This window comes from Oleomonas cavernae, from assembly GCF_003590945.1.
Lineage (GTDB): Bacteria > Pseudomonadota > Alphaproteobacteria > Zavarziniales > Zavarziniaceae > Zavarzinia > Zavarzinia cavernae.
The window spans coordinates 211,699-224,438 of record NZ_QYUK01000016.1 but is presented as its reverse complement, the minus strand read 5'-3'; the positions used below and the strand labels follow the sequence as shown (position 1 = coordinate 224,438).

Below are 12,740 nucleotides of genomic sequence, written 5' to 3'. Positions count from 1 at the left end.
CAGTACTGCAGGTGGGCATGACTACGCGATACGATCTGGTGGTGATCGGCGGCGGCATCAACGGGGCGGCGGTGGCGCGCGATGCCGTCGGGCGCGGGCTGAAGGTCTTCCTGGCGGAAGCCAATGACTATGCCTCGGCCACCTCCTCGGCCTCGTCCAAGCTGATCCACGGCGGCATCCGCTATCTCGAGCAGTATGAATTCCGCCTGGTGCGCGAGTCGCTGCGCGAGCGCGAGACCCTGATGAAGCTCGCCCCCACTTGGTCTTCCCGCTGCAGTTCCTGGTCCCGGTGACCAAGACCCAGCCGCGCCCGGCCTGGGTGGTGCGCCTGGGGCTCATCCTTTACGACCTGCTCTCGGGCCGGCAATTGCTGGCCAAGACCGGTCGCCTGACCAAGGCCGAGGCGGCGGCCGTGCCCCGCCTGAAGCCGGACGGCGTGCGCGCCATCCTGCACTATCCCGACTGCTGGACCGACGATGCCCGCCTGACCCTGGAGACCCTGCTGGATGCCCGGGCACGGGGCGCCGACATCGGCAACTATCGCCCGGTGACCAGGATCGAGCCGATCGCCGACGGTTACCGCGTCACCGTGCGCGAGGACGGCCAGCCCCGGCAGGTCGAGGCGCGCTTCGTGGTCAATGCCGGCGGCCCCTGGGCCAACGACGTGCTGACCAAGATGGCCGGCGCGGCGCCGAGCCAGAAGCGCCTGCGCCTGGTGCGCGGCAGCCACATCGTGATCCCGATGCCCGAGCCGAAAGAGACCCGGGCCTTCACCCTGCAGAACAATGACAAGCGGGTGGTCTTCGTCATTCCCTGGCTGGAGAAGTTCCTCATCATCGGCACCACCGACGTGCCCCACGACGGCGACCCGGCCAGGCCGCAATGTTCCGATGCCGAGCGCGACTATCTGCTCGACTGCTACCGCCGCAATTTCAATCACGAGGTGAGTGCTAAAGACGTGGTCTGGACCTGGTCGGGCGTGCGCCCCCTGGTCGACGACGGGGCCGACAATCCCTCCAAGGTCACCCGCGAATACGAGCTGGTCTCGACCCGCCAGGGGACCGGCGCCATGGTCTCGATCTATGGCGGCAAGATCACCACGCACCGCAAGCTGGGCGAGCTGGTCATGGCCGAACTGGCCGGCCTGGGCGCCAAGCTGGGGCCGAGCTGGACCACCACCAAGCCGATCCATGGCGGGGCCCTGGGCCGCGACGACCTGGCCCGCCTGGCCCGAAGTGGCCCGGAAGCGGTGGCGCCGGCGGTGGCCAGGCGCTGGGCCTTCACCTATGGCGCCGAGATCGAGAGCCTCTATGGCATGGTGCGGCAGGATCCGGCACTCGCCCGCGAAATCGCCCCCGGGATCCCCGAGGCGGAATTGCTTCACGCGGTAACGGTCGAGGACGCCCGTACCGCCGAGGACTTCCTCTATCGCCGGACCAAGACCTTCATCCTGCTGGACGATGCCGGGCGCGACGCGGTCGGCCGCTGGTTTGCCCAGCGCAGCGCCGTGGCGGCCCAGGCGTGATTGCCCCCATTTTATCATCCCGGCGAAGGCCGGGATGATGCTGTGGAGCGGGCGATGAAACCCCTGTCTGAATTCACTGAGTCCGACCGGGCGGCGGTCGAGGTCGTACTCACCGATATCGATGACACCCTGACCCACGAGGGGCGCCTGCCGGCCGTGGCCTACGGCGCCATGGAGCGGTTGCGCGACGCGGGCGTTACCGTGGTGCCGATCACCGGCCGGCCCGCCGGCTGGTGCGACCTGATCGCCCGGCAATGGCCGGTCGACGGCGTGGTGGGCGAGAACGGCGCCTTCTACTACCGCTATGACGACCAGGCCCGGCGCATGACCCGGCGCTACTGGAAATCCGCGCAGGAACGGGCCGCCGACCGCGCCCGGCTGGACCGGTTGCGCGACGTGATCCTGGCCCAGGTCCCGGGCGCCGCGGTCGCCAGCGACCAGTTCAGCCGCGAGGCCGATCTCGCGATCGATTTCTGCGAAGACGTGCCGCCGCTGCCGCCCCGCGAGGTCGACCGTATCATCGCCCTGTTCGAGGCGGCGGGCGCGGTCGCCAAGGTCAGCTCGATCCATGTCAACGGCTGGTTCGGCGCCTACGACAAGCTGGCCATGACCCGGCATTTCTTCGCCGAAGTGCTGGGCCGCGATCTCGATGCGGTGAAGGCGCGCGTGGTCTTCGCCGGGGACAGCCCCAATGACGCGCCGATGTTCGGCTTCTTTCCCCATGCCGTCGGGGTGGCCAATGTCGCGGCCTTCAAGGACCGCATGACGGCCCTGCCGGCCTATGTGACGCCCGGCGGCGGGGGGCGGGCTTTGCCGAACTGGCGGACGCCCTGCTGGCCGCCCGCCCAGGCTGATCAGGGGGCTGATCAGGCGGCGATGGTGTGCTGCGCCTGCGCCGGTTGGGCCTTTTCGCGGGCCACGGCCGGCGCCGGCGCGGCGTCCATGGCGACCATGGCCCGGACCAGTTCCGACAGGCGCACGCGCTGGGCCTCGGGCAGGCGCATGAAGTAGTGCGCGAATTCGGCCGCCTCCCGGCTCATCGCGGTATCGGTGCCCTGTGCTGCGGCATCACCCTCGTAGAAATAGGAAACCGATACTTCCAGGGCCCGGGCGATCAGCAACAGCCGGCTGGCCGACACCTTGGAGCCGGCGGTCTCGTACTTCTGCACCTGCTGGAATTTGAGCCCCACCCGTCGCGCCAGCTTTTCCTGCGAGAGCCCGAGCAGCCATCGGCGTTCGCGAATACGGCGACCGATCTGGATATCCATCGGGCTCATCGGCATGGCGATGCCTCCAATACGGGAAAAAGACGACCCATATTGGCAGCATTTCGACGCAACGCCAGAATTTTGTCGGCGGATAGTTGTCGCGACTACCTGTCTGTAGCCCTCTCCGCCGCTTGGCGGGGGAGAGGGAGGGGACCCGTCGCGTCAGCGATGGGGAGGGTGAGGTGGTGGGTCGGGCAAGAGCGCGCTCTGTGCCATCGACCCACCTCACCCAACCCTCTCCCCCTGAAGGGCGGAGAGGGCTCTAAGTCGATCAGGCGCTTTCGGCGGCGCGGGACTGGCGCTTGCGCTGGTTGGGGTCGAGGTAGCGCTTGCGCAGGCGGATCGACTTGGGCGTGATCTCCACCAGCTCGTCGTCGCCCAGATAGGCGATGGCCTGTTCCAGGCTCATCTTGCGCGGCGGCGTCAGGCGCACGGCCTCGTCCTTGGAGGTGGTGCGGATGTTGGTGAGCTGCTTGCCCTTGAGCGGGTTGACCTCGAGGTCGTTGTCGCGGGTGTGCTCGCCGATGATCATGCCCTCGTAGACCTTGACGCCGGGGTCGATGAACATCGGCCCGCGGTCTTCCAGGTTCCACAAGGCATAGGCCACCGACTCGCCCGAGGCATTGGAGATCAGCACGCCGTTGCGCCGGCCCGGGATCGCGCCCTTGTAGGGGGCGTAATCGTGGAACAGGCGGTTCATCATGCCGGTGCCGCGGGTATCGGTGAGGAATTCGCCGTGATAGCCGATCAGCCCGCGCGAGGGCGAATGGAACACCAGGCGGGTCTTGCCGCCGCCCGACGGGCGCATCTCTTTCAGCTCGCCCTTGCGCACCGACATCTTCTCGACCACCACGCCGGTGAATTCGTCGTCGACGTCGATGACCACTTCCTCGATCGGCTCCAGGCGCTGGCCGCCTTCTTCCTTGAACAGCACGCGCGGCCGGCTGATCGACAGCTCGAAGCCCTCGCGGCGCATCTGCTCGATCAGGATGCCCAGCTGCAACTCGCCGCGGCCAGCGACCTCGAAGCTGTCGCCGCCCGGGGCATCGGTGATGCGGATGGCGACGTTGCCCTCGCCCTCGCGCATCAGACGCTCGCGGATGACGCGGCTCTGCACCTTGCTGCCCTCGGTGCCGGCCAGCGGCGAATCGTTGATCGAGAAGGTCATGGCCAGGGTCGGCGGGTCGATCGGCTGGGCGTGCAGCGGCTCGGTCACTTCGAGCGCGCAGATCGTGTCGGCGACGGTGGTGCCCATCAGGCCGGCAATGGCGACGATGTCGCCGGCCTGCGCCTCTTCCACCGGCACCCGCTCGATGCCGCGGAAGGCCAGCAGCTTGGACAGGCGGCCCTGTTCCAGGACCTCGCCGCTCACCGACAGCGACTTGACCGCCATGTTCTGGCGCGCCATGCCCGATTCGATGCGGCCGGTCAGGATGCGGCCCAGATAGGGGTCGCTCTCCAGCGTGGTCGCCAGCATGGTGAAGGGGGCGTCGATATTCTTGATCACGGCCGGCGGCGGCACGTGGCCACGACCAGATCGAACAGCGGGCCCAGGGTTTCGCGCGGGTCGTCGATATTGGTGACCGCCCAGCCCTGCTTGCCCGAGGCGTAGAGCACGGGGAAGTCGAGCTGCTTGTCGTCGGCGTCGAGATTGCCGAACAGGTCGAAGACCTCGTTCAGCACTTCGTCGGCGCGGGCATCGGGCCGGTCGATCTTGTTGATCAGGACGATCGGACGCAAGCCTAGGCGCAGGGCCTTGCCGGTGACGAACTTGGTCTGGGGCAGCGGCCCCTCCGCGGCATCGACCAGGACCACGACACCGTCGACCATCGACAGGATACGCTCGACCTCGCCGCCGAAGTCGGCGTGGCCCGGCGTGTCGACGATATTGATGCGCACGTCCTTCCAGAACACCGAGGTGCACTTGGCCAGGATCGTGATGCCACGCTCTTTTTCAAGATCGTTGGAATCCATGATCCGTTCGGCCACTTGCTGGTTGGCGCGGAAGGTGCCCGACTGGCGCAGCAACTGATCGACGAGAGTCGTCTTGCCGTGGTCGACGTGGGCGATGATGGCGATATTGCGGATCTGCATGAAACGGCGCCTTCCGGGGCACTGGCAAACAGCCCGACCCCGGCGCCTAGCGGCAGAGCCCAGGGGAAGCAGGCCAAATCTCTGTGAAAGCCGCCCCAAAGGCGGCGGCGGAGTATAGCGTCAGTTTACGGCACCGCAATATGTCAGGCCATGCGATCCGCACATGGCGCCGGGGCCTGGGGCAATATCGTGCGTCCTTCGAGACGCCGCCTCCGGCGGCTCCTCAGGATGAGGTAAGTCTTTTTGCCATAAAGGTTTTCCTCATCCTGAGGAGGGCGCGCAGCGACCGTCTCGAAGGACGCAGGATGCCGATGCCCGCCTTCATGACAGATAAGCGACGCCGGTCAATTTCTCCGATTCCTGCCACAGGCGGGCGGCCTTGGCCGGATCGAGGGCACGCTTGGGGACGCCGACCTTGCCCGGGCTCCGCGCATTTCCAGGGCGCCTTTGGGGCCGCAATAGTCCCCGCCGGCGACGTCGGGTGCGGTGGCGGCATAGAGCGTGGGCAGGGCGCCGCTGGCGGCGTCCTGGGCGAAGACCGCGTTGGCGAAGCGGGCGCCGATGTCGCCCAGCGCCCGCACCAGGGCGCTGCCGCTCATGGCCGGGCCGGCGCCCTGCAGGTTGGTGGCGGCATAGCCGGGGTGGGCGGCCAGGCTGATCGTCTCCTTGCCGGCCTGGCCCAAGCGGCGCTGCAATTCCAGGGCAAAGACCAGGTTGGCCAGCTTGGCATTGGCATAGGCACGGTAGCGGGAGTAGCCCCGGGTGCTGTTCAAGTCGTCGAGCGGTAGTTGCCCGAAATTGGCAAAGCCGCTGCTCAAGGTGACGATGCGGCTGCCGGGCGTGGCGGCGATGATGTCCAGCAACCGCCCGGTCAGGGCGAAATGGCCCAGGTGGTTGGTGCCCATCTGCATCTCGAAGCCGTCGGCGGTCTCGCGGAACGGCAGGAACATGACGCCGGCATTGTTGCACAGGATGTCCAGGCGCGGATGGGCCCGCTTGAAGCTCTCGGCAAAGCTGCCGATCGAGGCCAGGTTGGCCAGGTCCAGGGCCATGAACTCCAGGCTGGCCTCCGGGGTTATGGCCTTGATGCCGGCGATGGCGGCTTGCGTCTTGACCTTGTCGCGGCAGGCCAGGACGACATGGGCGCCCCTGGCGGCGAGGCCGGCGGCGGTGTGCCAGCCCAGGCCGCTGTTGGCCCCGGTGACCACGGCGACCTTGCCCGCAAGATCCGGAATGTCCTTCACGCCCCAGCCTGCCATGACCTTCTCCCCATCGGTTGCGGTATACTTAGGTCAGGTGATAAAGATTTTAAAGGCGTCAATCGGGCGGCAGCGGAATGAATTCGGTCTCGCCCGGCACCTGGGGGAAGCGCTGGGCACGCCAGTCTTCCTTGGCGGTCTCGATCCGCGCCTTGTCCGACGAGACGAAATTCCAATAGATGTGGCGCGGCCCGTCCAGCGGCGCCCCGCCCAGCAGCATGACGATGGCCCGCGTCTCGGCCTTCAGGGTCACGGCCTTGGCCGTCTCGAACACGGCCAGGCTGCCCTCGCCGAATTCGGTCCCGTCGCTGGTGACGCAGCCTTCGACCACATAGGCGGCGCGCTCGGCATGGGTATCGGGCAGGGCGATGGTAGCGCCCGGCTCCAGCCTGGCTTCGAGGTAGAACAGGGGCGAAGGCACGGCCATGGGTGCCACCCGGCCATAGGCGCTGCCGGCGATCAGGGTCAGGCGGGCGCCTTCTTCCTCGATCACCGGCATCTCGCTGGCCGGCACATGGGTGAAGGAGGGCTCGCCTTCTTCCAGGTCATGGGGCAGGGCGACCCAGGCCTGGACGCCGTGCAGGTGCACCACCGGCTTGTCCTCGGGCATGCGTTCGGAATGGGTGATGGCGCGGCCGGCGCTCATCCAGTTCAACTCGCCCGGCCGGATCGGCTGGACAAACCCTAAGCTGTCCCGGTGGACGATCTCGCCCGAGAACAGCCAGGTGACGGTGGCCAAGCCGATGTGGGGATGCGGGCGGACATCGGCCTGGCCGTGCGGGCCGGCATCGACCGGCCCCATGTGATCGAGGAAGACGAAGGGCCCCACGCTGCGGCGCTGGGCATAGGGCAGGATCCGGCGCACCGCAAAGCCCGGCACGATCTCGCGCCGGCGCGCCTCGATCATCAACTCGACTGCACTCATTTGATTCTCGCTCCTCGTCATGGCCGGGCTTGTCCCGGCCATCCACGTCAGGCCGCTTCGACCTGATCCCGACCAGCTTACGTTGTCTCGACGTGGATGCCCGGGACAAGCCCGGGCATGACGGAAAAGAGAGATTTTACTGCCCGACGAAGGTGGTGAATTCTTCGAGCGGCGCGCGTTCGCTGCGCAGGGAATTCATCGGATGGTCGGGGTCGCGGTAGCCGATCCCCATGCCGCAGAACAGCATCAGGTTGTCGGGGATCTTCAGGAAGGCACCGATGGTCTTGTACCAGATCGCCCAGGCCTCCTGCGGGCAGGTGTCCAGCCCGTGTTCGCGGGCCAGCAGCATGATCGATTGCATGAACATGCCCAGGTCCGCCCACTGGCCTTCCTGCATCTGGCGGTCGATGGCGAAGAACAGGCCGGTCCTGGCGCCGAACATGTCGAAGTTGCGGGCGAACTGCATCAGGCGGCCGAACTTGTCCTCGCGCGCCACGCCGACGGTTGCGAACATCTGCTCGCCGATGCGGAAGCGGCGGGTGCGGTAGGGCTCCGACAGGTTGGGCGGGTAGATGTGGTACTCGGTGCCTTCGCCCGTGGGATGGTCGCCGATGCGGGCCTGGACCTGGGCCTTCAAGTCCACCAGGGCATCGCCCGAGACGACATAGACATGCCAGGGCTGAAGATTACCGCCCGAGGGCGCGCGCTTGGCGGTTTCCAGAATGCTGCGCACCGTGTCGGCCGGGACCGGCCTGTCCAGGAAGCCGCGCACGGTCAGCCGGGTCTCCAAGGCCTCTGAGACGTTCATTGATTCCTCCCTTGACGCTTACGTCAACGTCATGGCCGAAGACCTAGCAGATCAGCGCCCGTCAGAGAAGGTGCATCCCGCCATCGATGGTCAGCGTGAGGCCGGTCAGGGCCGGGCTGTCGATGATGAAATCGAGGGCCCGGGCCAGGTCCTCGATCGTGGAACCTGTCCCCAAGGGGGCGGCCCGGAAGGCCTTGTCGAATTTCTCGCGGGTCTGCTTGCCGCCGGGCAGGGTGAAGCCCGGGGCGATGGCGGCGACGCGGATACGCGGGGCCAGGGCGACGGCCAGCAGGTCGGTCAGGGCGCCCAGGCCGGCCTTGGCGACGGTATAGGACAGGAAGGCGGGATCGGGGCGGCCGGTCACCTTGAAATCCGTCAGGTTGACGATCACGCCCCGCTCGACCTGGGCGGCAAAGGCCTGGGCCAGGAAGGCGGGCGCCGTCAGGTTGACCGCCAGATGGGCATCCCAGTTGGCCCGGGTCAGGGTTTCCACCCGGTCGTGAACGAAGCGCGCGGCATTGTTGACCAGCAGCGAGAGGCCCGGTTCCAGGGCGATGGCCCGGGGCACGAGGGTCTCGACCGCGGCGGCATCGGCCAGGTCGGCGGCCAGCAGATGGCAGGTGCCGCCGCCGGCGCGAATCGCCGCGGCGGTCGCCTGCGCCTCCTCGACACTGCCGTGATGATGCAGGACGACGGCAAAGCCCCGCCCGCCCAAATGACGGGCAAGGCCGGCGCCGATCCGGCGCGCCCCGCCGGTGACCAGGGCCGCAGGCCGCGATCCGCTCATCTGCTCTCCTTCGTGCTTTTGTACTGGGCGTTCCAAGGTTACCTTGGGCGCCGCCTGCATCCTTCAGGGGGGACACCATGCACAAGTTCATGAGCCGCGTCATCGTCGCCGGCGCCATCGCCTTTGCGCCGGCCCTGGCCTTGGCCGAAGCCTCGCCCGTCGGCAGCTACAAGGTCGTCGGCACCAATCCCGGCGGCGGCGGCGCCTACAAGGGGACGGTGACCGTGACCGAAACCGGCGACACCTACCAGGTCGAATGGGTCGTGGCCGGCCAGACCACCACGGGCACCGGCGTGTTCTATCAGGATGTGCTGTCGGTCGCCGGGTCGCTGGGCAAGGACCAGTTCGTCTTCATCATGAAGCCCGATGGCAAGGGCCTCTCCGGCCTGTGGGCCACGGTCGGCGCCAAGACCACCGGCACCGAGACCTGGGAACCGCAATAAGGCGGATCAGTGAAGCTCCACGCCGTCGATCAATGACCAGACGGGGGCCGGCAGCGCTGCCGGCCCCTCGAGGGTCGAGGTGCGGGTGGTGCCGTCGTCCAGGGTGACGGTGAAGCTGTTGGGGCCGGTCATGGCGACCTCGGTCGGGACCGGGCGGCCGCGGCTGCGCAGGATGGTGCGGGTGGTGACCTTCTCGCCCTCGATCAGGGCGACCGAGACGTCGTAGGTCCGGTCCGGCGCCGAACCGCAGTCGACCATCTTGATCGCCATGGCGACGCGGCCGTCCTGGGCCAGGTGCTCGGCCAGGAGGCTCTCCTGGCATTTGCCGTAATAGTAGATGGTGACGCCCAGGCCGGCGATCACCAGGCCCAAGGCCGGCAGGCCCAGGGCCATGAAGACATAGCGATTCCAGGGCGCCGGCAGCATGGCCCGCGCCAGGAAGGCGACGAGAAGCGCAAAGCCGAGGCCGACGAGCGCCGCCATCAACATCGGTCGAGCCTGTTCGCGGTTTGAAGGTGTCGGATCAGCCGAGCTGGAACGACATCGCCCGGACCCGGTTGCGATCGGCCTGGACGGCACAGTCGCGGAAGATCTGGACGATCTCGGCATCGGCGATGTGGGGCAGGGCTTCGCGCAGGGTGGCGACCAGCCAGGCCTGGCCCCGGACGAAGAAGGCGACCCGGTCGGCCTTTTCGGGCAGGTCCATGGCGCGGTCGAAGAAGCCGTTGGTGGCGGCCGAAGGTTCGATGCCACGGGTCTTGAGGATGCGCGCCAGCGACTGGATGGTCTTGGAGGCATCGGCCTGGATATCCAGGTACATGCCGCGCTTTTCCTGGCACTGGGCGCGGCAGGCGAAGACGGCGGCAACCTTGGCCCCGGCGCGTGTCGCCTCGATCAGCAGGTTGAGCAGGCCATCGAGCTCGGAGTCGGTCAGCGGGCCGTCGAAACGGGCGGGGGTGAGTTCGCTACCGGCCTCGAGCGCGAAGCCCGGGAGCGAAGCCGACGCCGTGGCGTGGTTGGGGTCAACAACGGTCACTTGGCTCGATGTCCTGCCTTGATACACATTGGATTTAGGGTGGCGTCGGGTGTTCACGTCGTCCACGACAGCACCCCGCTCATTCACTGCACTAAAGCACGAACGAGGGCGGTATCGAAGGGCGATAGCCATGCCCTCACCGAAGACCGCTTATGCACGGCATCCATGCACGGTGCAGGGACTTTTTAGGGAGCACAATGCCGTGCGGCGCGCCGTCGCAGCGGCCGCGCGGCGGGCTTGACGCGGCACCGGGCGAAGGGTCACTTGGGCGCCATGCGCTGGAAAATCCCCACCCTGATCATCATCATCCTGGCGGCCATCGCGGTGGTCGCCTGGTTCGAGTGGCCGGCCTTGCGCGGCCAGGATACGTCGGTCGCCACGGGCGGCCTGCCGCCGGACCACGAACTGGCGGATGCCGTGGGCGGCCCGTTCAACCTGGTGGACCAGGACGACAAGCCGGTGAACGAGAAGAGCTGGCCCGGCAAGTATCTGCTGGTGTTCTTCGGCTTCACCTATTGCCCGGACGTCTGCCCCACCACCCTGGCGCAACTGGCCGGCGTGATGAAGGACCTGGGGCCGACGGCGGACAGGATCCAGCCGCTGTTCGTCTCGGTCGATCCCGGGCGCGACAATCCGGCCGCGCTCAAGAGCTATACCTCGACCTTCGATCCCCGGATCATCGGCCTGACCGGTTCCCAGGCCGCGATCGATGCCATGCTGAAGACCTACCGGGTCTATGCCGCGCGCCGGGGCGAGGGCGAGGACTACACGATGGATCACTCCTCGCTGATCTATCTGATGGGCCGGACGGCCGCCTGAAGCAGGTCCTCACCCCCGACATGGATCCCAAGGTGATGGTGCAGACCCTCGCCAAGCTGATCGGCCCCTGAACCCTCAGGGCATGCCGTGCGCCCGGCATTGGGCGCCGATGACCTCGACCAGGAAATCGACGAAGACCCGCACCTTGGGGCTCAGGTGCCGGCCGGGCGGGTAGAGCACGAAGATCGAATGATCGGCCGAGCGGAAGCCGTCGAGGTCGAGCACCACCAGGCGGCCCGCATCGATATCCGCCTGGGCCAGGAAATCCGGCGTGCGCCAGATGCCGTGCCCGGCCACCGCGGCGTTGCGCAGCACGTCGCCGTTGTTCGCGGCCATGCGGCCGCGGATGCGCACCCGGCGTTCCTCGCCCTTGTCGTTGGTGAAGGGCCATTCGTCGCCGGTCGAGTTCAGCGAATAGTGAAAGCAGTCGTGGTCGAGCAGGTCGTCCGGGCTGTGCGGCGTGCCGCGCCGCTGCAGGTACTGCGGCGCCGCCACCACCAGCGGCCTGACCCCGCCGATGCGCCGGCCGATCAGGCTGGTATCGCCCAACTCGCTGCGGATGCGGATGCCGACGTCGAAGCCTTCCTCGACCAGGTCGACCACCCGGTCGTTCATCACCAGGTCGATGGTGATGTCGGGGTAGCGGTCCAGGAAGATCGGCAGGGTCTGGCCCAGCACCATCAGGCCGAAGGACATGGGGGCGTTCAGGCGCAGCCGGCCCCTGGGCCGCGCCTCCATCTGGCCGACCGCCTGTTCCAGGTCCGCCATGTCGTCGAGCAGGCGCACGGCCCGGTCATAGGCGGCTTGGCCCGCCTCGGTGAGGGACAGGCGCCTGGTGGTGCGGTTGAGGAGCTGCGCGCCCAGGTGCCCCTCCAGGGCCGCGACATGCTTGCTGACCGCGGCGTTGGACAGGTTAAGATCGCGCGCGGCGGCGGCGAAGGCGCCCAGTTCCACCACCCGCCGAAACACGGCCATCGCTCCCAAGCGGTCCATCGGCGCCCCAAGATCATTTCCGGATCGGAAACGATTATGTTCGAAGCCGGCGGATTATCAAAGGATTGCTGCGGCCCTACCTTCTGTTCACGAATTTCAACCCAAAAGGACTGAAGATCATGACCAAGGTGCTGGTGCTGTATCATTCGAGCTATGGCCACATCGAGACGCTGTCCAAGGCGGTCGCCGAAGGCGCCGCCTCCGTCGATGGCGTCGAGGTCAGCGTGAAGCGCGTGCCCGAGCTGATGAATGCCGATCTGATGAAGCAGTTCGGCATGAAGCCGGACCAGGAAGCCCCGATCGCCACGGTCGACGAGCTGGCCGACTATGACGCGATCATCTTCGGCACGCCCACCCGCTTCGGCATGATGACGGCCCAGATGCGCAACTTCCTCGACCAGACCGGCGGGCTGTGGATGAAGGGGGGCCTGATCGGCAAGGTGGGCAGCGTGTTCGTCTCGACCGCGTCCCAGCACGGCGGCCAGGAGACCACCATCACCTCATTCCACACCACCCTGCTGCACCACGGCATGGTGATCGTGGGCGTGCCTTACGCCGAGCCGGGCCTGACCATCCTGAGCGAAGTCTCGGGCGGCACGCCCTACGGCGCCTCGACCATCGCCGGCGGCGACGGCAGCCGCCAGCCGTCGGAAAACGAGCTGAAGATCGCCCGCTACCAGGGCGCCCACGTGGCGAAGATCGCGGCCAAGCTGAAGGCCTGATCCGCCGAGAATAAGCCCTCTCCGCCCTTTAGGGGGGAGAGGGTTGGGCGCCGTCCCCTAT

11 protein-coding genes and 3 pseudogenes are annotated in these 12,740 nt (G+C 67.4%); 5 read left to right on the top strand and 9 right to left on the bottom strand.

The window, feature by feature from the left end; translation table 11 throughout:
• Positions 1 to 17 precede the first annotated feature (17 nt).
• Both glpD and D3874_RS30920 read left to right on the top strand, forming a co-directional pair.
• A pseudogene (gene glpD, locus D3874_RS26295) lies at positions 18 to 1,525 on the top strand (glycerol-3-phosphate dehydrogenase).
• 54 nt (positions 1,526 to 1,579) lie between these two features.
• Positions 1,580 to 2,200: pseudogene (locus D3874_RS30920) on the top strand (HAD family hydrolase); the annotation flags it as partial.
• Positions 2,201 to 2,391: 191 nt separating this feature from the next.
• On the opposite strand, the gene D3874_RS30915 reads toward D3874_RS30920, so the two are convergent.
• The 6 genes and pseudogenes from D3874_RS30915 to D3874_RS26260 all read right to left on the bottom strand — a co-directional run bounded on the left by D3874_RS30915 (position 2,392) and on the right by D3874_RS26260 (position 8,666).
• Positions 2,392 to 2,808 (bottom strand): helix-turn-helix domain-containing protein, encoded by a 417-nt coding sequence (locus tag D3874_RS30915; protein ID WP_233560388.1) that lies wholly within the window; start codon positions 2,806 to 2,808, stop codon positions 2,392 to 2,394.
• 256 nt (positions 2,809 to 3,064) lie between these two features.
• A pseudogene (gene typA, locus D3874_RS26280) lies at positions 3,065 to 4,887 on the bottom strand (translational GTPase TypA).
• Between the two features lie 344 nt (positions 4,888 to 5,231).
• A complete protein-coding gene (locus D3874_RS26275) occupies positions 5,232 to 6,146 on the bottom strand; it encodes an oxidoreductase (RefSeq protein ID WP_199699373.1) in 915 nt (304 codons plus the stop codon).
• Positions 6,147 to 6,204: 58 nt separating this feature from the next.
• Entirely contained in the window at positions 6,205 to 7,071 is an 867-nt protein-coding gene (locus D3874_RS26270; protein ID WP_119782675.1) for a pirin family protein, read from the bottom strand.
• A gap of 136 nt (positions 7,072 to 7,207) precedes the next feature.
• Positions 7,208 to 7,879 (bottom strand): nitroreductase, encoded by a 672-nt coding sequence (locus D3874_RS26265; RefSeq protein ID WP_119782674.1) that lies wholly within the window; start codon positions 7,877 to 7,879, stop codon positions 7,208 to 7,210.
• Positions 7,880 to 7,940: 61 nt separating this feature from the next.
• The gene (locus D3874_RS26260) at positions 7,941 to 8,666 is read right to left on the bottom strand and encodes an SDR family oxidoreductase (protein WP_119782673.1); all 726 of its coding nucleotides are present in this window, start codon (positions 8,664 to 8,666) and stop codon (positions 7,941 to 7,943) included.
• Positions 8,667 to 8,743: 77 nt separating this feature from the next.
• Here D3874_RS26260 and D3874_RS26255 point away from each other — a divergent pair, with 77 nt between their 5' ends.
• Positions 8,744 to 9,109, top strand: coding sequence for a fibronectin-binding protein (locus D3874_RS26255; RefSeq protein WP_119782672.1), 366 nt, complete (start codon positions 8,744 to 8,746; stop codon positions 9,107 to 9,109).
• A 6-nt stretch (positions 9,110 to 9,115) separates the two neighbouring features.
• Here the strand turns inward: D3874_RS26255 and D3874_RS26250 are convergent, their stop codons facing one another.
• Both D3874_RS26250 and D3874_RS26245 read right to left on the bottom strand, forming a co-directional pair.
• Entirely contained in the window at positions 9,116 to 9,592 is a 477-nt protein-coding gene (locus tag D3874_RS26250) for a hypothetical protein (protein ID WP_147385875.1), read from the bottom strand.
• A 40-nt stretch (positions 9,593 to 9,632) separates the two neighbouring features.
• A complete protein-coding gene (locus D3874_RS26245; RefSeq protein WP_119782670.1) occupies positions 9,633 to 10,145 on the bottom strand; it encodes a DUF6306 domain-containing protein in 513 nt (170 codons plus the stop codon).
• Positions 10,146 to 10,418: 273 nt separating this feature from the next.
• On the opposite strand from D3874_RS26245, the gene D3874_RS26240 reads away from it, so the two are divergent.
• The gene (locus tag D3874_RS26240) at positions 10,419 to 10,964 is read left to right on the top strand and encodes an SCO family protein (protein WP_119782669.1); all 546 of its coding nucleotides are present in this window, start codon (positions 10,419 to 10,421) and stop codon (positions 10,962 to 10,964) included.
• Between the two features lie 75 nt (positions 10,965 to 11,039).
• Here D3874_RS26240 and D3874_RS26235 read toward each other — a convergent pair whose 3' ends face one another.
• On the bottom strand, positions 11,040 to 11,939 hold the full coding sequence (locus tag D3874_RS26235; RefSeq protein ID WP_233560386.1) for a LysR family transcriptional regulator: 900 nt from the start codon (positions 11,937 to 11,939) through the stop codon (positions 11,040 to 11,042).
• Positions 11,940 to 12,076: 137 nt separating this feature from the next.
• Here D3874_RS26235 and wrbA point away from each other — a divergent pair, with 137 nt between their 5' ends.
• Positions 12,077 to 12,679, top strand: a complete 603-nt coding sequence (gene wrbA / locus D3874_RS26230) for an NAD(P)H:quinone oxidoreductase (protein WP_119782882.1) — start codon at positions 12,077 to 12,079, stop codon at positions 12,677 to 12,679.
• Positions 12,680 to 12,740: the final 61 nt, after the last annotated feature.

Excerpts from the sequence above, each read along its gene's own strand:
- D3874_RS30915 (WP_233560388.1), bottom strand. The coding sequence starts at position 2,808 with ATGCCGATGAGCCCGATGGATATCCAGATCGGTCGCCGTATTCGCGAA.
- D3874_RS26260 (WP_119782673.1), bottom strand. The coding sequence starts at position 8,666 with ATGAGCGGATCGCGGCCTGCGGCCCTGGTCACCGGCGGGGCGCGCCGG.
- wrbA (WP_119782882.1), top strand. The coding sequence starts at position 12,077 with ATGACCAAGGTGCTGGTGCTGTATCATTCGAGCTATGGCCACATCGAG.
- D3874_RS26235 (WP_233560386.1), bottom strand. The coding sequence starts at position 11,939 with ATGGCCGTGTTTCGGCGGGTGGTGGAACTGGGCGCCTTCGCCGCCGCC.
- D3874_RS26275 (WP_199699373.1), bottom strand. The coding sequence starts at position 6,146 with ATGGCAGGCTGGGGCGTGAAGGACATTCCGGATCTTGCGGGCAAGGTC.
- D3874_RS26270 (WP_119782675.1), bottom strand. The coding sequence starts at position 7,071 with ATGAGTGCAGTCGAGTTGATGATCGAGGCGCGCCGGCGCGAGATCGTG.
- D3874_RS26240 (WP_119782669.1), top strand. The coding sequence starts at position 10,419 with ATGCGCTGGAAAATCCCCACCCTGATCATCATCATCCTGGCGGCCATC.
- D3874_RS26255 (WP_119782672.1), top strand. The coding sequence starts at position 8,744 with ATGCACAAGTTCATGAGCCGCGTCATCGTCGCCGGCGCCATCGCCTTT.
- D3874_RS26250 (WP_147385875.1), bottom strand. The coding sequence starts at position 9,592 with ATGGCGGCGCTCGTCGGCCTCGGCTTTGCGCTTCTCGTCGCCTTCCTG.
- D3874_RS26265 (WP_119782674.1), bottom strand. The coding sequence starts at position 7,879 with ATGAACGTCTCAGAGGCCTTGGAGACCCGGCTGACCGTGCGCGGCTTC.